Origin of the sequence: Sphingobacterium sp. UBA5996 (genome assembly GCF_002429765.1) — a bacterium.
Lineage (GTDB): Bacteria > Bacteroidota > Bacteroidia > Sphingobacteriales > Sphingobacteriaceae > Sphingobacterium.
Genome location: NZ_DJAS01000025.1, coordinates 44,694 through 68,490 on the forward strand (window position 1 = coordinate 44,694; position 23,797 = coordinate 68,490).

Here is a 23,797-nt window from a genome sequence, read left to right on the forward strand (position 1 = left end):
TTATTTAGATCAAATATAAATTAATGTGCAAATATAGTTTATTTTATAATTGTGACAACATCAATGTGCTCTTTTTTTGATTTTTTTAGTGGTTATTGTTGGATTTTAAGGCTAATTTAGTAGCCAATGCACTGCTGTCTGCTATCAAATTAGATCATTATTTTTTGGAAAAATAATCTGTTCGCTAGATTTACTTTGATCAGGCGATGTGTGAGAATTTTACTTATTCTAAAGGCAACGAAATTGGCATCGGGAGCCATTGAAGCAGGACTTCTCGAGAACGCGATTATTAACGATAAAGTGAAACAAAGCAGAAAGGCCAAAAATACTAAGCAGTATTTGCTGTCGACGCCGCAGTTATGGCATCTGGTGTGCCGATGAAAGGTGAAGAAGCCATCGATTTAGATTGATAATTATCAATCTAAATCGATATTATTACTTAAAAATGTAAGGTACTTGGGGGATTCATCCTCGAAAATATCTTTTCCTTCCATCATATAAGCCCGGAGAAGATATTCCTGAGCCAGCTCACTATTATTGTCGTGTAGGTAGCATTGTCCTAACCGCAACATAATAAACGGATTTTCGTAAGCATTTTCGATGATATTTTGTTTTGCTTTTTCAAAATGGGAGAGCGCATTGGTAAAGTCGTCGAGTAAGAAAAAAGCATCTCCTATAGAGGCTTCGAGCCAGAGGCTTTCTGCGTGAACATTTTGCGGACTTGGGACCAAATCAAGTGCTTCGGTCCACAAGCGGATCGCTTCTTGATAGTTGCCTTCGTCACATTGAATGTTTCCTTCTTCACTGAGTTCGTCTATTCTGTCTAATGTTTGATCATCCATGGCATTTAAATCGTTAAAGTCCTATACTAAGGTAAGAAATCTATTCAAAAAAAAAGCGGAAAAAATTTGTGCTTTCTCCGCTTTTAGTTCTGTTGATATCTATTTATTCTACATCAAACCACAGTTTAGTTAACAACGTATTGCTACCCTGGCGTGCTATGGCTTCTCGGTAATTAGCTCCATTGAGAGATTGTTCTGTTCCGGGATATAGAAAGCGCAAAGGGATTTTTCCGCCCAAAGCACCTTGTTTTGCAGGTGTTAACTTAGGATAATCCAATCTACGCCATTCGGCAAATGCTTCCAAACCTTGCCCATATAACGCAATCCATTTTTGTTCGCCAATTGACTTTTTATAGTTATTGGGGTCGAAAATTACTGATGATTGACGAAGGTAGGCATCGATTAAATTATTACTGACTTTGTATTGTTCAAAAGATGCGCGAATGGCCTTTTGGTAGAGATCTGCTGCATCACCCGTAATAAATCCTCTGCTTACGGCCTCGGAAAGATCAAAAAGAACCTCCGAATAACTTAAGAAGACTGCAGGAGCTTTTGGCTCACGGAAATATTTTCCTGGTCGGGATGTAAGATCAAAACCAATACTGCTAGCCTCACTTGAAGTGAGGCCATTTGGGAGACCAACATATTGCTCCTTAGTCGGTTTGTCCGTTGCATCCGCATAAATAGGTAAGCGTGGATCGTTTAACTCGACAAGCTTATCTACCATTGTTTTACTCACGCGATAATCCTCTCTTGCTTCAAAAGATGCACTGACGGGATTGCGATAAGGAGCATCGCGGTAGATCAGCTGAGCGATATCCTCATTGGAGCTAATGTAACCACTTCCTTCTGCTGCGATTTCCTGCAATGTAGTTTTGGCTAGATCCGGTAGGCGGTCAGCAATACGTAATGCAAAGCGCAATCTGAGTGAATTCGCAAAACGTTTCCATTTAATGATTTTATTCTCATAAATAATATCACCCTGGATAGCCTCACCATCAACTTTTAATAAACTTTGTGCGTTTTTGAGATCGTTCAATAGGCCTTTATATACATTCTCCTGTGCGTCGTAACGAGGAGTCAAATAAGCATCAATGTCTCCTGTTTCAGTATAAGGAATATCTCCATAGGCATCTGTCAGTAATGAAAATACCCATGACTGCAAGATAAGTGCTACGCCCTTGTAGTTGTCGTTGCCGCTATTTGCTGCTAATTTTTGCGTGATCTTTAATTGGCTGATGCTCTTTGAGTACCAGGTTGACCATCCTTCTGTGAAATCATTGTTTGTGAAAATATAGCGGTCGGGGTCCGTGTATTGGATTCTAGCCCAATGTTGTACAAACAACAGACTAGAAGCAAGATTATTGCTTACGCCCCAGTAGCTGTCGGCTGTTGTTTTAATCGCGCTTGTGAGAAGGTAGCCAGGTTGAGGATTTTCTGCCTCATTCTGATTTTGATTGACTTTTGCTAATTCATCTTTGCAGGACGTGGTTAGGCCCAGTAAGAGAATAAGTCCTGTTATATATTTGCTGTTTATTTTCATGCTCAAAATAATTATTTGTTCTTCAATTGTTCGCTAGTAAGAAATCGAACTGCCTTAGGCAGCGATGATTTCAGTTGCTTAAAACTTAAGATTTAAATTGAAGCCAAAGCTTCTTGTGGTCGGTAACTGTAAACTTTCCAAACCTTGTGCATTGCCTGTATTAAAGGCTGTCTCTGGATCAATATTGGGTGCGTTCTTATGGATAATCCACAGGTTTCGAGCTACTAAAGAGAACGAAGCTCCCTGAAAGCCGATTTTGGAAATCCAATGATTTGGCAATTGGTAACCTAGTTTTACCTCGCGCAATTTAACATAAGAAGCATCGAATACATTTGCTTCATTGGTTCTATATAGCGTTTTATAATATTGTTGTGCCGATACAACTTTCGTATTTTCTGAACCGTCTGCATTTACGCCATCTACGATAATACCATCATCATAGGTTGTCCCGTTAACTGTATAGCTCAGTCCGCCATGTTCAGCATCTCTTCCAGGGAGAGTCGAGGCCAATACCCCAGTTCCTCTACCGGTCGCATTCGTACCTGAGTAGAGTTTGCCCCCATGCTTGATGTCTATCAAAAAGCTTAAATCAAAGTTTTTGTAACGGAATTGATTTGTAATACCGCCCAACCAATCTGGTGTAAATTTGCCAAAATAGTGATTCACTGGATCAGTGGCAGGTGTTCCGTCGGCGTTCACGATAAGTAGACCCGATTCATTCCGTAAGAAGCCAGTTCCATAAAGAGTTCCATAGGGTCTTCCGACTGCGGCCAAAACTTGCACGGTTCCTGATGATCCGATCGTATAACTTTGTAATAATCCGTCATTGTCTAATTCTACAACTTTACTTTTATTTGTTGCGAAGTTGACATTGATATCCCATTGGAAATCCTGTTTTTTCACCGGTGTAACCCCTAATTGAATTTCAAGCCCCTTATTGTTGATCTTTCCGGCGTTCATGAGTTTCTTCTTATAACCTGTCGATGGACTCACATCAACGGCTAAAATCTGGTTGATACTATTGATGTCGTATAAACTTAAGTCTAATCGCACTCTATTTTTTAGGAAAGCCAGTTCGGTACCTAGCTCAGTTGAGGTGGTTGTTTCGGGTTTTAGGTCTGGGTTTTTCTTAATGTCATTGACCGATAATTGTGGGTTGTCTCCGTATGGTGCACTAAATAGATAAGAATCAATTAAACTAAAAGGGTCTGTATCTTTACCTACTTTGGACCATCCCCCCCGTAATTTCCAGAAAGACAATATATCGCTTTGAATAGCGAATGCATCTGTCAGGACTATGCTAGCGTTTGCAGACGGATAGAAATACGAAAGATTGTCAACAGGCAAAGTAGAAGACCAGTCGTTTCGAGCTGTTAGATTCAAAAATGCATAATTTTTGTACCCTAATTGCGCCGATGAAAAAATACTGTAGGCCTTCAATGGGCTATATTCACCTGTTGAAATCAAGGCATCTCTGGAGTTTGCTAGCGTATAGACATCAGGTACAGCTAAACGCGGGGCTTTTTGGTTATTGCGTTGCCGCGATTGGCTACGTATATTACCTCCAGCTAATATATCCAGCGTAAAGTCTGTTGAAAGCGGTCTATTGTAGTTTAAAGTAAACTCCGTATTATTTTCATTTACTGTATAAGCATCTTCTTCATAGGAACCGTAGGGTGTACCATTGGTACCATAAGCAATCCGTATTTTTCTACGATCAGTATAATAATCGTTACCAGTACGGAAGTTGGCTGTCAAAAACTCGTTGATCTTGTAATTTAAACCAACATTTCCAAAAATTCGGTCGCGTTGTTGCTGTACCGTATTTTCCTCTGCGATGAAGTATGGATTGCTATAATAACTATTGTTCCAATTGACAAGGTTACCGTTTTCATCCCGATAATTTTTTAAACGGGAAACATCGACCTGTCTGCCAAACCAGGTAAATTGGAGCATATAGCCGTTCGAGCGAAAGCCCCCTACACCTGGTAAATTACCTGAGTTTGTACGTACATAATTTGCATTTGCTGTAAGTGTCAGATCTTCCGTGATTTTATAACGTGTGTTAATATTGAAGTTATTTTTTTCAATCGAAGAATTTGGGATAATTCCTGTTTGATTACTATTGTTATAAGAAAAACGATAATCAACTTTATCTGTGGCATCGGCAATAGATATTCCATTGTTTAATGTTCGTCCTGTTCCAAAAAAGCTGCGTACGTTATCTGGATGTGGCAAGAAAGGTACTGCTTCACCCTTTGAATAAAATTGTGGGATGAGTCTGCCATCCATTTTTGGCCCCCAGCTTTCATCAACACCATCATTGATACCGCCACCCTTTCCATCAACATAGCTGAACTTTCCATTGGCACCTTGTCCAAATACATTTTGATAATCGGGTAGAACGGCAAGACGTTCAATGGTATTATTTGAATTAATATTTATCCCCAATCCTTTGCGTTTTTTTCCAGTTTTTGTCGTAATCAAAATCACCCCAGCGGCGGCTCTTGAACCATACAACGCAGCTGCATTAGGCCCTTTTAGTACGCTTATGGATTCGATGTCTTCGCTGTTGATATCTGAAATTGCATTTGCATAGTCACGGTTACCACTCGTTCCCAGCTGGGAATTATCAACAGGTGTTCCATCAATCACAAATAAAGGTTGATTGTTTCCGGCAATGGAAGTTTCTCCACGGATAATAATTCTCGAAGAACCCATATTTCCTTGACTATTTGTTACCTGAACCCCAGCAACTTTTCCGGCTAAGGAGTTTACGAGATTACTTTCTTTAGCTTCGGAAAGATCTTTTCCCTTTAGTTCCTGAATAGAATATCCTAACGTCTTTTTTTCCTTGGATATATTTAAAGCCGTTACGACCACTTCGTCTAACAGGGCAGTTGAAGGCACAAGTTGAACTGTGGTAAAGCCTGTCGGATTAGTTTGAACCGTTTTACTTTCAAAGCCTATATATTGTATATTGATATTTAGCGAGCTGCCAGAAGAAGGTAACTCAAATAGACCATTTGTATCTGTCTGTACTTGTTTTTTACTGGTCGTTTCGGTGACAGTAGCCCCTTGAATAGGATTGTTGTTATTGTCAACTACTTTTCCTTTTATAGTGTTTTGTGCGTATAGTGCGCCAGAACTTAGACAAAGCGCGGCCATTACGACAAAATTTATGTTGTTTTTTGTCATACTAATTATAATAGTGAGTGTATTGTTTGAGATGGGTTATCGGAGATATTTGAATTTACTTGTAAAACATCCCCTTAGGACATTCGTTTTTCAAGGGTATACTGTATATGCTGTTTCATGTGTTAAAAAATGTTAATGCAAATATATAAAATCCACCTGATAACTATACTTTATTTTCAGCTTTTTTGTAATTTTTGAGTCAGAATGATTAAATATAGACGAGCTGATCTAGTATAGATAAAAAACGGAAGCTGCTTTTTTGCTTAAAGCTTTCATCTGGACTTTGCAATATGGCGCCTATTAGCATATTGATGGGTAGTTGCGAATCGTAAACGGCGGATTGCGAATTGTAAATCCTTGTATATTCTGTTCGGAATTGGGCAGGATTCTTGTATTCCGATTATACAGAATTAAAATGCTTCATACTATGATTATTTTTGGCACACGAACCAAGGTATTAACTAACAAATCGCAATCGGCAGTAGGCGACTGTGATTATTGTGGCACGGCTCAGTCTCTCTTTGCCTATAGACAGATTAAGTATTTTCATATTTTTTGGATACCCATATTTCCCTATTCTGCGCAGATTATTACGATTTGCAATCATTGCAAAAAGTTGAGCTACCAATCTGAAATTAAGCCACAGACACTTCAATCCCTGTCTTCAGGAACTATCCGTAAAACACCTATCGGTTATTTTACGGGTTTAATGCTGATTGGACTTTTAGTAGCTGCTATTGTTATAGCTGGGATTTCAGGTGCAAAAAAGAAAGAAAAATACCTGAAAGATCCAAAAGTAGGCGATGTGTATGAGGTTTCTTATCCAAAGGATGGTAAAACGATGCGTACACTCTATCGTATAGCCAATTTAACTACAGATTCAGTGACTTTTGATGTTAACGATTATGAAGCGGATAGCCGAAAGGGTCTGCGCAAATTGAAAGAGCAGTATGCTGATAGTTATGCTGAACAGCGAAAATTGTCACGTTCTGAACTTGAAGAAATGAAAAGAAGGATATCAAATATTGAAAGATTTTAACGAGCATTTTCTTGTTTCTTATTGCTACCTTCGTTGGTACTACTGGCGTATTGGTTTGCTATTTCTTTGCCCATCCTTTGCTGTTTTTCTGCCATTTCTTTACCGTTTCTTTGCCTATCCTTTGCTGGTTCTCTGCTATTTCGTTGTTGTTTCTTTGCCTACGGTTTGCTGTTTCTTTACCTATTATTTGGTCTTATAGTAATCAGATAGCAACGAAAGACCAAATAGATAGCAACGCTATAGCATAGCTGTTATCAAGGAAACCCAAAGGATATACAACAAGGTTTAAACCAGCGCTCAAATTACCTCTTTTGCAAAAGAGAAGGTATTGATTTAATCCCCAAGAATATATCTTGTAGACACGGTTTGCATCTTAAATGAGCTACTTCTTTGTTTTTATAATATTAAATTATGAATATAACCCAGCATAAAATATTGTTTCAGTGTAAGTGAATTCCCAAAATATGTTCTATTGTCTTGACTGTGCCCAATAATTTTGCGTATTCTGATTCAAGATATCGAAACCGGTCAATTTGATTTGGGAATTGTTTTAAATATGCACTATAGTTATTTTGAATTCCACCTATAACAATAATTTCTGTTTAGACAATTCGTGAAATATGAAACTTAAAAAGCAAGATTTAAATAAAATCCTGCTTTTTAGATTGTACAATTTGATGAATAGGGAAGATATGGATAGCAAATGGGGTTATATTCATTAATCAAGTCGTATAGCTACGCGCACTAGCAACAATTTCTCCTTATTTCTTCAAAACAAGTGTATGTCCATTTTGGTAGAGTGTCATTTTGTTTTCGTTGCGCTCGAAAACTATTTTTACACCAAATTGCGGTTGAATCAGTGTGTTTTTATCCTTTGCTTTCAGCTGAAACGACGGTTGACCAATGACCTGTCCGAACACTTTGTTTCCTTCTCGGGTAATATTTATCTGGATTGGAGGCTGTTCGCTTTTATATTCGCCAACAAGACTAGTAATTTCTTCGTCTGTCAATTGTACTTCCGTAAGATCCGGTAGTGGGAAGGACTTTTTATAAAGTTCACCTAAACTGAACTTTAGGATTTCATTATTATTATAATTGTTGGCATTACTAATGATAGCGACATTATAATTACCATCATCGAAATGCCCAGCTACAGAAGAATAGCCATCGATTCCGCCGGTATGTCCGAAACCCATATGCTCATAGAACGGCAACTGGAATAAGCCAAGTCCATAACCTTGATCTATTTTTTTCATGGCGTCGAGGCTCGCCGCATTGATTATTTTATGGCTGAATAAACCATTGAAAAATTTGTCTAGATCTGTTGGCGTTGACCAAACTGCCCCCGCACCGAGGGGAACAGAGTTGTGGGTGTGTGGTTCAAGGATCCATTCTTGCGTAAATCGATAGGATTCACTAACAGCACCGCTATTATTTTGTGGTCGCCCAAATGTGGTCTGTTCCAATTTCAATGGTCCACAGATATATGTTTTCAGGAGCGCAGCGTAATCTTTTTTCCATACTTTTTCTAGGATATATGTCAGTAAAATATAATTTGAATTACTGTATTCATGTTTGCTTCCAGGGGTAAATTCAGCACCACCCTTGATAATGCGTTCAACAAGTTCCTGTTCAGTTTGAGGTTGAGTGTTCCATGTTAGGTAATCTTTGTCGTTGGTGACGCTATGAACACCGCTACTATGATTTAACAATTGATGAATGGTGATCTTTTCTGCATTTGGAATGTCTTTAAAATAAGTCGATAATGTTTGGTTCAGTTTTAGCTTGCCAAGTTCCACTGTTTTTAGAACAAGGGTTGCTGTGAAAGTTTTTGAAATCGACCCTATACCATAGCGGGTATCTGGGCTCGCTTTCTTTTTCTGGGCGATGTCTGCATTTCCAATGGCCCTTTGGTAGAGCAATTCGTCTCCTTTACTTATCGCAATACTGCCCATCCAGACTTGGTTACTTTCTAATATTGACATCAGACTGTCCATCCGGATAGGACTAAATTGTTGGGCTTTTAAAATTGGGCTGGTTAGACTGCCTAATAGCAAGAGCAAAAGTGAGGTTCTTTTCATAATTTATGGTATATAGATTTTTTGATTTTTAAAATAAGCGTTGAAGAATAGTACAGCCCAATGATGATAAATAGAAGAACTGGAATAAAATAATTGCCCAATTGTTCATACCGTATGGCCTCTTCTTGCTGTAGAATAAGTTTTCCGAATATGAAAAACTTATTGGGCGCATAGAAAAAGCCTACTCCCTGTGGATCAACAAACTTGGCCACTACTAAAAATATAGCAATAAGCATCAGGGTATAGGTGGTGTAATAAACCAAATTGACTATCGCTCGTGCAAACATGATGGGGATCTGCAAGAGGGATGTCGGTTCAGTTGAAGGCGCTATTGCCTGACCTAAGGAGGCTGAAGAGATCATTTCTAAGATAAAGGTCGCAGGTAAACCTAGCTTCTCCAAAATATCTTCGAGCTGCATAGGCGTCGTATCCTGGATTAACTGTTGGGGAAATTGCTGTTGCAACGCCTCAAATATGTGACTATTAATTTCGCATAATATATCCTGACGTTGCTCCAATGCTAATTTTTTGACAAGAGCCGTGGCTGTTGACATGTAATTTTTATAAAGCTGAGCCGAGAATCTATTGGTAAAATGTATTTGGTTATAATGCATGAGTCAAGGTGGTTAAGTGTTGGTTTAAGCCTGCCCAGTAACTTCTCATTTCTAAGAAGGTACTTTGGCCTTCCTTTGTTATTTTGTAATATTTTCTTGGAATCCCAGTCTTCTGCGGAACCCACTGCGATTCGACCAACCCCTCGTTTTTTAAACGAATTAATAAAGGGTATAATGTTCCTTCAGCAATATCAATGGTGGTTTTCTTCTTGACCTCCTGGATAAGATCGTAACCATAGTATTCTTGCTCGTAAGCGAGGACACCGAGTATAACAAAAGAAAGGCTTCCTTTTTTTAGCTGTGAAATCCATTTGTCAATAAATTCTTTGTTCATGGAGGTAAATATAACAAAATACATAGTAATGCAATGTATTTATTTTAAAGTTTCATTACAGACCTCGATAAATGATTTGCCGTGCTATAAATAGAAGGTATGCTTAGCGTAGAAGTGTTATTAGAAAAGGAAGTGAAGTTGTACATAAAAGTCACACCAGAAGCGGAATAGAAAGTTATTTGATGCAAGCTAATTCTACAAAAAAAAACACTTGAAGTGGGGAACTTCAAGTGTTTAACCTAACCAATTATTAACCTAAATTTATGAAAAGTATACTTTCTCAAGTATAGTATGTGTTATTCAATTTCTGTGCCATTCTGTTTATTCGCCTTATAATATTTTTCTTTGTGATAGGTTTGTTACGTAAAATTATCGATTTTTCCTTGCAAAGCTCTCTTAATTGGTAATATTTTGTTAGGATGTGGCGGACTTGAGTGCTATTGAGTTAAAAATATATTTTTTTTAATATTATTGTCGCAATGTCGTTGGGGAATGTATTAAAAAGTGAACAGACTCGTGGAAAATTGTCTATTATCATACATATCGTTTAAAGAGCTCTTTCCATTCTTCTTCCAGACTACCCTTGTAAACATCCTGTTTTGCGCGGCGGTACCAATATTCTGCATTCCATTGATCGCCTTCTTTTCGGTGTAAGTATGCATGAACATGTGCTGCGTCAATTCCGCCTAATTGATCAATCAGATCGTGGGCTGTTTTCCAATGTCCTTTTAGATCATACCAAAGTGATTTTTGTACTGCCGTCCAGTGCTGAACTGGGCTTTCAAGAGATTGAAATTGTTCTATTGTCATTTTTTTTATTCTGTTATTTCTTTACTCCAGATTTCATAAATAGCGTCTCCTTTCGAACTTTTTCCTTTATGGTGCCATGCTCCAGCCACAATTTCACCATCAAAGGCGAGCGCCTGCCCAACTCGATTATTGTCTCTCGAAAAGAATTGTAGTGTTTCAGTATACCGATTTCGAGCATATTGATACAATCCCCCGCCAGTACCATAAAAACCTTTTTGTGCAGGATTAATCGCTACCCATTGAAAATATCCATCAACTAATATTTTGATTGTTTTGCGATCTGCTTTTGGAATATTATTCATTTTTCCCTCCTGTTGACGCCCACTAATTCGCCAAAGTGCATCAAGATCCTGCGGAATCTTTTTCTGCTTCATATAGAGATGGTAATGATGGGCTGTTTTTAGATGGAGAGAATCTACTTCAGCCCGATACGGCAATTGCATGGTTTTACCGACAGTAGTCGAATCCTGTGAGTTATATTCGATAAGGATATTGATCAGATTCTGCTGTTTATCAAGTGTGCCACCCCAAGTATGGTGAAAACGTTTCCTCACATCATCGTAACTTATGAAGGAGATGTAATGGTCTTTAACGAGCATTAAATGCTTATTCATGCCATCCTGATACAGATAGGCTCCGTCATGAAGTTGCTGTTGTGCTTGGGCTTTAGAAAAACAGGTCCCAAAAAAAAGGAAGAATAATAGCGTGCAATTTTTCATAACGGGCTTATCGTTGTTTTCTTTAAAGATACAAATAAAGAGTCGCTATGAGTCATTAAAATCAGATTTAACGGAACAAAAAAGCTGACCATTAATGGAACGCTTCCAAAAGTGTATATACTTTATGGGAGGTAGTCCAGCAAAGATCAGCTCTTTTAGGTGAAATTAAACGTATCTATTTGAACCTACTAGCTAAGGCAGCTAGCTTACTTGCCATATCCGTTTGTGGTTCGACCTGTATTTTGTTATCCTTTCTCCTGTTGTTTGGCTGAGTGGACTTTTCTTCGGTCTTCATAGATAAAGCAATGCGATTACGTTTTTCATCGACTTCCGTCACTGTAACCATCACATGCTGCTGTACTTTCACGATCTCTTGAGGATCTGATACGTAACGATTGGATAATTGACTTAAATGTACCAGACCGTCTTGGTGGACACCGATATCAACAAAAGCCCCAAAATTGGTAATGTTAGTGACGATTCCTGGAAGTTTCATACCGACCTTTAGATCCCCAATGCTGTTGACACCTTCAGTGAATGAGAATGCTTCGAATTTTTCGCGTGGATCTAGTCCCGGTTTCGCTAATTCACTTAGAATATCGTTTAATGTCGGTAGGCCTACCTCCTCTGAGATGTAGTTTTTTAAGGGAATAGATTTTCTAAGATCCGCATCTTTCAATAAATCGTCCACTTTTTTTCCTAAATCTTTGGCCATTTGCTCAACCAATGCATATCGCTCGGGGTGTACTGCCGACGAATCCAATGGATTTGCTGCATGCCGAATGCGAAGAAAGCCAGCTGCTTGTTCAAAAGCTTTATCGCCAAGACGAGGTACTTTTTTCAGTTCACGTCTTGAAGCAAAGGGGCCATTCTCGTTTCTATATTTAATGATCTGTTGTGCCAGGGATGGACCTAGACCAGAAACATAAGATAAAATTTGTTTGGATGCTGTATTCAGTTCAACTCCTACGGCATTTACACAGCTGATGACCGTGTCGTCGAGAGAGGTTTGTAGCTTGTTTTGGTCTACATCGTGCTGGTATTGTCCGACACCAATGGATTTTGGATCAATCTTAACCAGTTCAGCAAGTGGGTCCATCAATCGCCTGCCAATGGATACTGCGCCACGTACCGTAACATCTTGATCTGGAAATTCTTCCCGGGCAGTTTCGGAAGCAGAATAAATGGAAGCTCCGCTTTCATTGACCATCACAATAGTCACATTGTTTAATCCAAGCTTCCGTACAAATTCTTCAGTTTCGCGGCCAGCTGTTCCATTTCCAATCGCGATAGCTTGGATATCATATTTCGATACTAAATACTTAATGGTTTTTTGGGCTTCTGCCAGTCCATTGGCACCAGTATGTGGGAAGATAGCTGTATTTTCTTTAAGCTGGCCTTGTTCATCTAATACGACTGTTTTACAGCCGGTGCGAAACCCGGGGTCGATTGCAAGTAATCTCTTTTGTCCCAATGGAGCGGCTAAAAGCAATTGACGCACGTTATCTGCAAAAACTTTGATGGCTTCCTCATCTGCTTTCTGACGGGTTAATACACGTATTTCTGTTTCCATGGACGGTTTGAGGAGACGTTTATAACTGTCTATCAGGGCAAGTTTTACCTGAGCAGCTGCAGCGTTGCCACTCTTCACAAAGATAGATTCGATACGCGGTAGAATTTCCTCTTCATTGACAGCAATGTCCAAGTAGAGCAATTCTTCTTTTTCACCACGACGCATGGCCAGCACACGATGCGATGGAGCATCTTTTAAGGATTCAGACCAGTCGTAATAATCTTTATATTTTATTGCAGCTTCTTCTTTTCCAGGAACTACTTTTGAAACAAATGAGCCTTTTTCGAGAAAAATAGCTCTCGATTTAGCTCTTACAGTAGCGTCTTCTGCAATGATTTCCGCGATAATATCGCGAGCACCTGCCAACGCGTCCTCCGTATTTTTTACGCCTTTTTCTGCATCCACTAAACTTTCGGCAAGTGCAAGGAAATCGCCAGATTCTTGTGCTAAAATAAGATCCGCTAAGGGTTGCAACCCTTTCTCACGAGCCACACTTGCGCGCGTTTTGCGCTTAGGTTTGTAAGGGAGGTAAATATCTTCCAAGCTGGCCATGGTTTCGGCACCTAATATTTGTTGTTCAAGTGCTGGGGTCAATTTCCCTTGATCGTTTATTGATTTCAGAACAGCTTCCTTGCGTTTATCTAAGTCCCGCAATTGCTGGAAACGATCTCTGATGGCGGTGATTTGAACTTCATCTAGACTTCCGGTCATTTCCTTACGGTAGCGCGAGATAAAGGGAACGGTGGCACCTTCGTCTAATAGTGCAATAGTCGTGCGAACTTGTTTTTCGCTAATAGAAAGCTCGTTAGCAATAATAATTTCGTGTGTTGATAAGCTCATTGATGGTTTAATCTTAAAAAGTAGAGCCGTTGAATGGTGATTCAACAGCTCTAAGTATATCTAATTATAAACTAAAATAGTAAAATTAGGCAGGTTTATGGGTATTGTCCTGCTCAGGAACTTTTTTATCTTCTACTTCGTTGTTTTTAGTTTCAGCAAAATGATCATTATATCCGTAAGTGATATGAGATGGTTCTTCTCCGTAATCCGGTTGCTTATGGGGATTGTGTTCGACGACACCGGCGGGAGTGGTGAACTCATATTTTTTCTTTGGCTGTTCTATTTCTGATCCCTGTGCAGTTTCATTTGGTTTAACCTCTTCTTGGTGCGCTGTCTGGACCTTTTCTTCCGCCAGACGTACGTCATTAGGAACAGCTTCTTCTTTTACTTCTGGCTTAACGTCTATGTCTTTTTCGAAATTATTGATTTGATCTGAAATCTCACGTTTTATACCTTCTGACGCATCTTTAAATTCACGTATCCCTCTTCCTAAACCCCTCGCCAATTCAGGAAGCTTTTTGCCTCCAAAAAGTAACAAGATTGCAAACACAATTAAGATCATCTCCTGCGTGCCGATGTTTAGAAATGCTATTACTGGATTGTACATACTCTTTTTCCTCTTCTTTTGATTACTAACTAGATGCTAAGTTACATTTATATTTCTATAGTTCTTAGACCCAAAAGTAAATTTAAGATATTTTTAAGGTATTTGAAACATAAAAATTACTTAACACGCGGTACGTGTCTAGCGCCTGTAAATTGTTGTATTTTTGCTAAATATTTTATAATATGACGATAGGACAGAAATATCTTCGTACTTTTGTGGCTATTTTTTGAGAAATCGATTATGTTGGGAAAATTTAAAACTTTCAAGCCGTATTACAAAAGTACGATGGTATTGGCGGGGCCAGTCGTGATATCACAATTGGGACATACATTGGTCCATACCGCAGATAGTGTGATCGTAGGACATTTTGCAGGAACTATTCCACTGGCAGCAGTTTCATTAGTGCATGCTGTTTTCATGGTTGTTATGGTTATCGGATTAGGTATCGCGTATGGCATCACGCCATTGATTGCGCAAGAGAATGGTCGTGATAATAAGAAAGAGTGTGCCATCTTGTTATCTAATAGCTTTTGGTTAAATCTTCTATCGGGTCTTTTACTGTTTGCTTTAGTTTACTTTGGTTCTATGTTGGCTATCGATCACCTCGACCAAGATCCGGCGGTGGTGAAGGAAGCGAAGCCTTATTTGCTTATCCTTAGCTTATCGATGCTTCCACTGATGGTGTTCAGTACATTCAAGCAATTTGCCGAGGGATTAGGATTTACCAAGCAAGCCATGAATGTAACTATTTGGGGAAATGTACTGAATATTATTTTGGCAATCATCTTTGTCAAAGGGATGTTTGGCATCAGTCCAATGGGAGTCAAAGGGGTTGGATATAGTACATTGATTGACCGTGTGCTCATGATGACTGTCATGATGACCTATGTGTTACGATCGCAGAAATTCAAGGGGTATATCCAATATTTTAAAGTGACCCTGATCGATTGGGATCGACTGCTTAAAATATTGCGGATTGGAGCGCCAGTAGCAATGCAATATGTTTTTGAAATTGGGGCTTTTGCGGGGGCATCGCTCTTAGCCGGTACAATAAGTGCTACGGCGCAAGCTTCCCATCAGGTAGCCATACAACTGGCCGCCATGACGTATATGATGGCGAGCGGGATTGCTGCTGCTGCCACGATCAAGGTGGGGAATAGCTATGGGAATAGAAATCTTTTCCGTCTTGAACGGTTTGCGATTACTTCATACCAGTTGGTATTGATCTTTATGTTGATTACGGCTTCCTTGTTTGCATTGCTGAATAATTTTCTGCCTTATATTTTTACATCAGATCATGCCGTCGTCATTATTGCTTCTCAACTGTTGATCATAGCGGGACTTTTCCAATTGTTTGATGGCACACAAGTGGTCGGTCTTGGGGTATTACGGGGCATGGGGGATGTCAATATTCCCACCATTATTACATTTGTTGCGTATTGGATTATTGGTTTGCCAAGCGGCTATCTAATGGGAATAGTATTTAACTGGGGCATCCAGGGGATATGGTATGGGCTGACATTAGGTTTGTTGACGTCTTCTCTTTTACTCTATCTGCGATTTCAACGGGTAATCAAGAAGAAGAAAATGCAGTTTGAACAAAGTTTGTTGAAATAGAAAAGTATATACTCATCAAAAAAAGGCTCTGTCAGTAACAACTGACAGAGCCTTTTCTATTGATCGATTTTGGATGTTAGATTACCCTATTCGTATCCCAATTTTCCAAATAATCTGCAACGCGTTTTAAGAATGTACCTCCAAGTGCTCCATCAATTGCGCGATGGTCATAGGAGAGGGATAGATACATCATATGTCTAATGCCAATCATATCGCCATATTCCGTTTCTATGACTGCTGGTTTTTTTGTTATTGAACCTACTGCCAAGATTGCAGCTTGCGGCTGATTAATGATGGGCGTACCCATTATATTACCGAAAGCGCCGATATTGGTGAATGTAAATGTCCCATCTTGTGTGTCGTCTGGTTTCAACTTATTTGCTCTCGACCGTTGTGCAAGGTCGTTTACACTTTTACTCAATCCGACTAAGCTCAATTGATCCGCATTTTTGATTACTGGTACGATAAGATTTCCATTAGGCAATGCGGCGGCCATACCGATATTGATATTTTTCTTCTTAATGATATTGTAGCCATCGATCGAGATATTGACCAATGGGAAATCTTTAAGTGCCTTGCTGATAGCCTCAATGAATAAAGGGGTAAACGTAATATTTTCTCCCTCGCGCTTTTTATAGGCATCTTTAACTTTATTGCGCCACAAAACCAAATTCGTTACATCTGCTTCAACAAATGAACATACATGGGGGGAGATCTGCGTGCTTTTGACCATATGGTCTGCAATCATTCTTCGCATGCGATCCATTTCAATGATTTCATCATTGCCATTTGCAACGGTATGAACATGGGATGGAGCTGTTACGATTATTTTGGGCGACTCCGTGCGTGTTTCAGCCTGATCGGTCTGAAGAGGTGTTTCAGATTTGGATGACGAATCCCTATGCGCTACATACGTTAAAATATCCTCCTTCGTCACTCTTCCTTCTGCTCCAGTACCCTGTATACGGTCAAGTTCATCTTGAGACAATCCTTCGTGACGAGCAATATTCTTTACTAAAGGTGAATAGAAACGAAGCGTGCTCTCATACTGAGCAGAAGAAGTGTCAACACCGACATTGGGCAACTGTTCGACACCTGGTATGTTCAAATCTAAACGCTCTTCGGAGCTTGTCGTTGAAGGAATTGTAATTTCTTGCTGAGGAGGCGTAAGTTCTTCCTCTTCGCCTTCAATTTCTATAATTGCAACGACTTCCCCCACTTGGACTGTCTGGTCTACGGTATAACGTTGCTCTTTTAGAACGCCTTTTACGGGAGAAGGTACCTCTGAATCAACTTTGTCAGTTGCGATTTCCAATAAAGTGTCATCTTCATCAATCCGGTCACCAGGTTGTTTTAACCATTTTGTGATTGTTGCCTCGGATACACTTTCTCCCATTTTTGGGAGTAAGAGTTTATATAAAGCCATATTTTTTAGCAATCTCGTTATAGAAAAACGAAGTTAATTAAATTGTGGTTTACTTTCAACAATTTAAAATATTATTCCTTAAATAGCGGTTTTTTTAAAACATTATTTTATCCTATTGTGCTTCTTGTTCTTTTTCTTTTAATAACAATTGCCATAATAATAAAAGGGCATTCATTCGTGTACGTTCGATGTTGATGAGCCTGTCATTGTCAAATTGAAACTTTTTGGTTATAATTTCTTTTTTTCCGGCGACAGCCACCCAGATCGTTCCAACAGGTTTTTCAGCTGTGCCCCCACCTGGACCGGCTATTCCAGTCGTTGCGATGGCATAGTCCGAAGAGAACGCTGCTTTTGAGCCCGAGGCCATTTCGACTGCGGTCTGTTCACTTACGGCACCATATTGAGCCAATGTTTCTTCATTGACGTTGAGCAGTTGGTGTTTTAATCTGTTGGAATAGGGAATCGTGCCGCCAAGAAATACAGCACTACTTCCCGCTACTGAAGTGATCGAAGCGGCGAGACTACCACCAGTACAACTTTCAGCCGTAGTCAGGGTACTGCCCCGATGAGTAAGCTCTTTAATCAGATGGGACTCTATGCCCGTATCATAATCTGCTACAATATACTGCTGTAGACGATGGATAAGTTTCTTTTTGAAAAGAGCAACCTGAAGCATAATATCAGACTTGTTTCTACTTTTTCCGGATAGTCTTAACCGGATAAATGCCAATGTCGGTAGATAGGCTAATTTTATGCTAGGTGGCAGTTCGCTTTCGATATCTTTTATTTCTTCTGCTAAATAGGATTCACCGATACCTCCCACCAAGATCGTTTCATGACAGATAAATAGGTCTGGATCTTGTGTTGCTAATAAAGGGAGTACGTGTTTTTCCATCAGAAATTTCATCTCAAAGGGAACTCCGGGCATAAATATAAACCGCTTTTCGCCTTGGTTTACCAGCATGCCGGGCGCAGTACCATAGTCATTAAATAAGACTTCACAATTTGCGAGTACATCGGCCTGCTGCAGATTGATGTCAAGCATTTTTAACTTACGCGATTCAAAGATGTTCGTCACATGACGAAGTACATTTTCGTCGCGAACCAAGGTCGTTTCAAAATATTTTGCAGCTGTTTTTTTCGTAACATCATCTTTGGTTGGACCTAGGCCTCCGGTGATTAAAATCAAATCTGCCCGGGAAGAGGCGTCTTTCAGCGTTTTTGAAATAGCTTCTTCTGTATCAGGGATCGATGTCATTTGAACGATATCCACTTCGAATCGGAGCAGTTGTTTGGCAATCCAGCCCGAATTGGTATCAATGATCTGACCGATGAGGATCTCATCGCCTATGGTAATAATCTCTGCTTTCATCTTGTTATAATTATGTAACACTTCGCCATAATGGATTATATACATATGGGTATATTGTTTGATCTTCCTAATCTTTCAGCGTTCAGTTTTCTTCCGCCAAGGCTTAAAAATAAAAAATCAACATCGGACGATTCAGGATATAAACTTACATAAAATTGTGATTCGGTGGGACCATTAATATGCATTTGATATGGGGAGTCGTATGCTATCGCAAAGGTAAAAGCTAGAGAATAAAATACGACCTTCATGATATCGAAATCGTCATAGTTAAGAAAGCGAGAAAGTTTTTTCTGGCAAATAGGATTAGATATTTTCAAAAAAAAGCAGCTATTTTAAAAATAACTGCCTCCTGAACTTGCTCTTTTTGTGAGCTTAAGATCTTGTAAGATTGAGGCCTTAGCCCGTATCGTCACATTATAACTTCGGTATCGCCCAAAAGGCATCCAGCCGAACGACATATCCCAGCAATGCAGATCACGATAGATATTGAAAGAGGTCATGACCACTTCCTTTTGTTTAAAATCGTATCCCGATTGAAAAGTAACTTTCCATTTTGGCGTAACGCTGAAGTCACCATGTAAGTTTAAGGTACTTGTAAATTGGCTCTCCATTCTACGCGTGCTCGAGTTGAATGATTTGGACGTATTGAAACTGAACGATGCCGCAAGGTTCCAAGGAATATTAAAATCTACGAATGCATTTGGATCTGAGCTGATTCGAGCTAAGGCCTGTGCCTGTTCGGGAGTCATACCTGCGCCAGACATTTCTTTTCTTAACGAATCGATGTTATTATTACGTGATTTTGCAGCTTTGGGATTCAGGCTATAGTCAAAGGAAAGACCGAAATTTGTCAGACGCGCCAGGCTACCATCCTTTATGGCATATCGATTGACGCGAACACCATTTTCATTCACTGAATAGGGGTCAAAAGTACCGTTGAAGTTGACATTCATCTTTTGGTCGAAAAAAGCGGTACGGCCAGAGAAGGTGATAGGGGACAATTTAAGCGAATCGGCAACGAAATTGTAATTTCCGCTGAAGGTTAGACCCTGGAGAATAGGGATTTTCTTAAACCCTCCATCTGTGGTATCCGATTTACTTTTGACTTTGGCTTCGATGTTATTGTCGATGGAAAAACCTATACCTGCTGATTTTCCTGCGGAAGGGGAGCCATACACACCCTGACTAAAAATGGAGTATACATTTCTATTTCCATATTGGTCGTTATACTGCTGATAGAATCCATATTTTGGATCGGAAAAGTCGGGCCTATAGTTCAGGTTGATCGACGGTGTAACCACGTGTCGGATGGCCTGAATTTTACCGATCTTAGGATACATACCATAGATCTTGGTCGAAAGTCCGGTGGATACGGAGTAATCGTAAGCACGATTGAATCCCTGTACGGTGTCAATACGTTGTGTATAACCGGCAGCTGTATTATCAAAGCGTTGTCTGGTGCTTTGCAAATACCAGCGCTCTGTATAATTGACACTGGTGTTAAACTGAAAATATTTAAACGCGTTTAGCGACAAACTGATCGGGATGTTGTGTTGGAAACCATTTTGGAATTTTTTGAAGCCCCCCGGTTTAAATAACAAGGTATCAATAGTACTGACCGAGTTCTGTGCCTGGAAACTATAACCTACATTGATACGCTGATACCATTTTTGTTCACCGACACGGTCCTTGCTGTCAAATGGATTGAAAGAAGAGACGTTTAAGCTGATGTTCGGTAAACTCATTTGTATACTTCTATCCGCCATGTTTTGATTATGGGTTAAGCTGGCTGTCAGGTTTACCTTACCGTCTGCAAATACTTTCCCATAACTAATTGAGGAAGCCATTCTGTTTTGCGCCAGATTCTGATAGGTTGTCTGGTTACTACTTGTACCGGTATTTCTATAGAATGATGATGTACCAAAGTTTACACTGGCGGAGAAAGACGTTCCGGGATTGGCTTCTTGGCGCTGGGTGTGGTTCCAGGTGACGTTAAAATCTTTATTGGAACCATAATCTCGGGTTCCTTCGGTGCCTGTTTTGGTATTGGCATAACGGATATTAAAACCACCGTTAAATTTATAATTGACGGTATAGCGTGTATTGATGGAGGCTTCCCACGAACCTTTTGAGTACAATGAACCTCGAATTTCACTATCCCAATAATCATTGAAGGCCAAATACCAGCCTAAATCCCGCATGGAAAACCCTCTAGTGTAATCTTCTCCAAAAGAAGGAAAGAGAAAGCCAGAAGCCCTTTTATCCGGTTTTGGAAAGAATGCGAAGGGAAATGCCACTGGCATTGGTACGCCCATAACCACTAGATAAGCTGGTCCTGAAATAATTTGGTTTTTAGTGACAATACCCTTGGTAATATGGATACCAAAATGGGTATGTGGGTAGGGCAGATTACAAGTACTGTAAAGCCCCTTATAGATAGACATTTCGTCGTAAATGTTCTTTCTAACAATATTGGCCTGGATATATCCACCATCCACCTCGGTCATAATACCATAAGTGTTTCCTTCCTGTTTCTCGTAATCATAATAGAGTGAATCCACAGTTTTAGGTGATTCGCCATTTCCCATAATCACGATAGGACGTCCTACATATTTGCCGGTTTTGTCATAAATTCCGGAAGCAAAAATCTTTTTCTTGTTTCGGTCAAGACGGATATAATCAGCAGAAAGTTCAAAATCCTGATATTTAACCTTTGCACCACGATAAAGGTGACTGATGTTTTTTGCAACTTCAGATTTTTGCGAATCCACAGCAATAATGCTGACTTCTGCCTGTAGGCCACTTCCTTTTTTCTTGGTGGTATCCCGGACAGATTTTGTCGTATCGCCCGCTTTAGTCTTACTGGTATCTTGCAACTTATTGGTCGCAGAAATAGGATTCTTACCTTGAAGTCCGTTCTGTTTTAATGGAATACTACTTTGAGCATGACTAGCAGTGCTCACCGCAAGAATGATAAATAGTGTTAAAATGTTGATTAACGACTTCAAAATTAAAGACAAATGTTATTTTTGTGAAATAATGTTAAACTTCGAGAGACAAAATTAGTCAAAAAAGCAATAGAAAATATGTTAAATATCGTTATCTATTCAACAAATAATATTGACTCATTTTGATTCGTTTATAGTAGAGCAAATAATTATTCAATGAAATCAGATTTAAGAATTAGAAAATGGTGTAGCGTCATGTTAGCTACTTTGGGATTTTTTTTATTGAATTCTTTCAAATTAAACAATGGGCAGCCCGAGCCTCCGGACTACCAAATAAGGACAATCGTAATTGATGCTGGCCATGGCGGTAAGGATACTGGTGCACAAGGAAGACGATCTTTGGAAAAAAATGTCGCTTTAGATGTCGCTTTAAAATTAGGAAAGCAGATTCAGAAAGATATTCCAGGTATTAAGATCATCTACACGAGAACGACCGATGAATTTGTGGAGCTTTATAAACGTATACGTTTAGCGAATGCTAATAAAGCAGATTTATTTATATCAATTCACTGTAATTCCAGTGGTTCGAGTGCACATGGTACCGAAACATTGGTTTCTGGTTCGCATCGTTTAGGCCAACAGGATGCTGCTGTTCGTGAAAATGCATCCTTATTACTGGAATCCAATTATAAAGAGAACTATCAGGGATTTGATCCTAAAGATCCCGAAAGTGCGATCATCTTCTCGTTGATGAAAAATCGATTTCGTGAAAAAAGTATACGTCTTGCGCAAATGATAGAGGGCGAGTACGTGAAAGCTGGCCGATACAGTAGAGGTTTCTGGGAGAAAGGGTTAGCTGTACTTGCGGAAGCGGGTATGCCAGCAGTATTGACCGAGATTGGATTTATTAGTAATAGAGAAGAGGAGAGCTACTTATTGTCTGATGCGGGACAACAAGAGATTGTTGATAATCTGGTTTCTGCTATAAAAATCTATAAAAATTCCGTAGAACGCTAAACAGATTTGCTTTTGTGCTGTTTTAAACTTAAATTAATGATCATTACTAAATAGATTATTCGTGAAAATATCAAACGAGACAAAGGTCGGCATATTAGCAACGGTTGCAATAGTTTTATTATTTATTGGTTATAGCTTTCTAAAAGGGAATGATGTTTTTAGTAGCGATAACACCTATTACACAACCTACGAGACTGTTGATGGATTAACTCCCTCCAAGCCTGTTTTAGTGAATGGGTATCAAATCGGACGTGTATCGAAGATGATTCTTCAACCTGATGGCAAAATTAAAACTGAGTTTAAAATTCACGCTGATTACGCCGTGCCGAAAAACACAATTGCTAGAATTTCAAGTACAGATTTGCTGGGGAGTAAAGCGATTGTCTTTGAAATGGGCAACAGTAAGGAATTGGCAAAGGACGGCGATTTTTTAGCTTCGGGTGTCCAACCGAATATTATGGATAAGGTTGAGCCTATTCAAAAGAGAATCGAAACCATTACCATTAAACTGGATTCAACATTGTCCGTTGTGAATAATGTTTTAGATAAGCAGTTTCAGGACGACTTTAAAAACAGTATTCATAGTATATCTACCTCATTGAAAAATGTGGAAGGAATCACAAAAGATGTAGAAGGTCTAGTTGGAAACGAAAAGGGAAGACTCAATCGCATCATGGCCAACATGGAGTCAATTACATCCAACTTTTCACAAAATGGAGAGAAGATCAATTCGATTATGTCCAATTTAAATAATATAACGGACAAAGCGGCCAGATTGGATTTTGAACACACCATGAACAAAGTAAATACCGCCGTTAATGATTTTCAGGAGATTACCGGGAAGATTAACAGCGGTAAGGGCTCTATCGGATTATTGCTTAATGATGAAGCTTTATATAATAATCTGAATAACGCTTCAAAAGAAATGGATTATTTGATGAAGGATGTTAAAGAGAATCCTGGAAAATATATCAAGCTTTCTATTTTTGGAAAAAAGGGAGAAAAGTAGTGTTTAGAAAATACAATAGTCTTATAGAAAAAGCCTGCATATTGCAGGCTTTTCTGTTTTCAGGAGGTTTACTTTTGGTATGGTAATCCGTCGGCCGACTCAATGTCCTAAATTTGCTCCCTTGCATTGTGTGCTTGCTGATCCATGCTTTCTTGTTAACAAGCTTTCACCACGTTCTCCATTAAGACCGTTTTAACTCCATTTTTAC

The 23,797-nt window shown here is 39.3% G+C and carries 17 protein-coding genes; 4 read left to right on the forward strand and 13 right to left on the reverse strand.

The annotated features are described in order from the left end of the window. Positions 1 to 416: 416 nt before the first annotated feature. From B3E00_RS19625 to B3E00_RS19635, 3 genes are all read right to left on the reverse strand, one after another. Complete coding sequence (locus B3E00_RS19625; RefSeq protein WP_293884397.1) at positions 417 to 842, reverse strand: hypothetical protein; 426 nt, start codon at positions 840 to 842, stop codon at positions 417 to 419. Positions 843 to 945: 103 nt separating this feature from the next. After that, on the reverse strand, positions 946 to 2,385 hold the full coding sequence (locus B3E00_RS19630) for a SusD/RagB family nutrient-binding outer membrane lipoprotein (RefSeq protein WP_293884396.1): 1,440 nt from the start codon (positions 2,383 to 2,385) through the stop codon (positions 946 to 948). Positions 2,386 to 2,463: 78 nt separating this feature from the next. Continuing rightward, complete coding sequence (locus B3E00_RS19635; protein ID WP_293884395.1) at positions 2,464 to 5,583, reverse strand: SusC/RagA family TonB-linked outer membrane protein; 3,120 nt, start codon at positions 5,581 to 5,583, stop codon at positions 2,464 to 2,466. A 427-nt stretch (positions 5,584 to 6,010) separates the two neighbouring features. On the opposite strand from B3E00_RS19635, the gene B3E00_RS19640 reads away from it, so the two are divergent. Beyond that, on the forward strand, positions 6,011 to 6,622 hold the full coding sequence (locus B3E00_RS19640; protein ID WP_293884394.1) for a zinc-ribbon domain-containing protein: 612 nt from the start codon (positions 6,011 to 6,013) through the stop codon (positions 6,620 to 6,622). A 761-nt stretch (positions 6,623 to 7,383) separates the two neighbouring features. Here B3E00_RS19640 and B3E00_RS19645 read toward each other — a convergent pair. The 7 genes from B3E00_RS19645 to B3E00_RS19675 form a co-directional block, all read right to left on the reverse strand. After that, positions 7,384 to 8,703 (reverse strand): serine hydrolase domain-containing protein, encoded by a 1,320-nt coding sequence (locus tag B3E00_RS19645; protein ID WP_209576716.1) that lies wholly within the window; start codon positions 8,701 to 8,703, stop codon positions 7,384 to 7,386. Beyond that, complete coding sequence (locus B3E00_RS19650) at positions 8,700 to 9,257, reverse strand: hypothetical protein (RefSeq protein WP_293884393.1); 558 nt, start codon at positions 9,255 to 9,257, stop codon at positions 8,700 to 8,702. Before B3E00_RS19650 ends, B3E00_RS19645 begins: the two co-directional genes overlap by 4 nt. A gap of 49 nt (positions 9,258 to 9,306) precedes the next feature. Further along, positions 9,307 to 9,651, reverse strand: coding sequence for a PadR family transcriptional regulator (locus B3E00_RS19655; protein ID WP_293884392.1), 345 nt, complete (start codon positions 9,649 to 9,651; stop codon positions 9,307 to 9,309). Positions 9,652 to 10,185: 534 nt separating this feature from the next. Next, a complete protein-coding gene (locus tag B3E00_RS19660; RefSeq protein WP_209576710.1) occupies positions 10,186 to 10,461 on the reverse strand; it encodes a hypothetical protein in 276 nt (91 codons plus the stop codon). Positions 10,462 to 10,466: 5 nt separating this feature from the next. Further along, positions 10,467 to 11,180, reverse strand: a complete 714-nt coding sequence (locus B3E00_RS19665) for a hypothetical protein (protein ID WP_293884391.1) — start codon at positions 11,178 to 11,180, stop codon at positions 10,467 to 10,469. A 175-nt stretch (positions 11,181 to 11,355) separates the two neighbouring features. After that, complete coding sequence (locus tag B3E00_RS19670; protein ID WP_293939751.1) at positions 11,356 to 13,593, reverse strand: Tex family protein; 2,238 nt, start codon at positions 13,591 to 13,593, stop codon at positions 11,356 to 11,358. An 85-nt stretch (positions 13,594 to 13,678) separates the two neighbouring features. Continuing rightward, positions 13,679 to 14,200 carry a Sec-independent protein translocase subunit TatA/TatB gene (locus tag B3E00_RS19675; RefSeq protein ID WP_209576704.1) on the reverse strand — a complete coding sequence of 174 codons (522 nt, stop codon included), beginning with the start codon at positions 14,198 to 14,200 and terminating at the stop codon, positions 13,679 to 13,681. Between the two features lie 240 nt (positions 14,201 to 14,440). Here B3E00_RS19675 and B3E00_RS19680 point away from each other — a divergent pair, with 240 nt between their 5' ends. Next, positions 14,441 to 15,817, forward strand: coding sequence for an MATE family efflux transporter (locus B3E00_RS19680; protein ID WP_209576702.1), 1,377 nt, complete (start codon positions 14,441 to 14,443; stop codon positions 15,815 to 15,817). Positions 15,818 to 15,893: 76 nt separating this feature from the next. Here B3E00_RS19680 and B3E00_RS19685 read toward each other — a convergent pair whose 3' ends face one another. The 3 genes from B3E00_RS19685 to B3E00_RS19695 form a co-directional block, all read right to left on the reverse strand. Next, entirely contained in the window at positions 15,894 to 17,243 is a 1,350-nt protein-coding gene (locus tag B3E00_RS19685; RefSeq protein ID WP_293939753.1) for a dihydrolipoamide acetyltransferase family protein, read from the reverse strand. Positions 17,244 to 17,355: 112 nt separating this feature from the next. Further along, positions 17,356 to 18,615: a competence/damage-inducible protein A gene (locus B3E00_RS19690; RefSeq protein WP_293888061.1), complete on the reverse strand. Its 1,260-nt coding sequence runs from the start codon at positions 18,613 to 18,615 to the stop codon at positions 17,356 to 17,358. 332 nt (positions 18,616 to 18,947) lie between these two features. After that, positions 18,948 to 21,623, reverse strand: coding sequence for a putative LPS assembly protein LptD (locus B3E00_RS19695; RefSeq protein WP_293939755.1), 2,676 nt, complete (start codon positions 21,621 to 21,623; stop codon positions 18,948 to 18,950). 156 nt (positions 21,624 to 21,779) lie between these two features. Between B3E00_RS19695 and B3E00_RS19700 the strand changes: the two genes are divergently transcribed. Continuing rightward, positions 21,780 to 22,580 carry an N-acetylmuramoyl-L-alanine amidase family protein gene (locus tag B3E00_RS19700; RefSeq protein ID WP_293884378.1) on the forward strand — a complete coding sequence of 267 codons (801 nt, stop codon included), beginning with the start codon at positions 21,780 to 21,782 and terminating at the stop codon, positions 22,578 to 22,580. Positions 22,581 to 22,641: 61 nt separating this feature from the next. Beyond that, the gene (locus tag B3E00_RS19705; protein WP_209576696.1) at positions 22,642 to 23,589 is read left to right on the forward strand and encodes an MlaD family protein; all 948 of its coding nucleotides are present in this window, start codon (positions 22,642 to 22,644) and stop codon (positions 23,587 to 23,589) included. Positions 23,590 to 23,797: the final 208 nt, after the last annotated feature.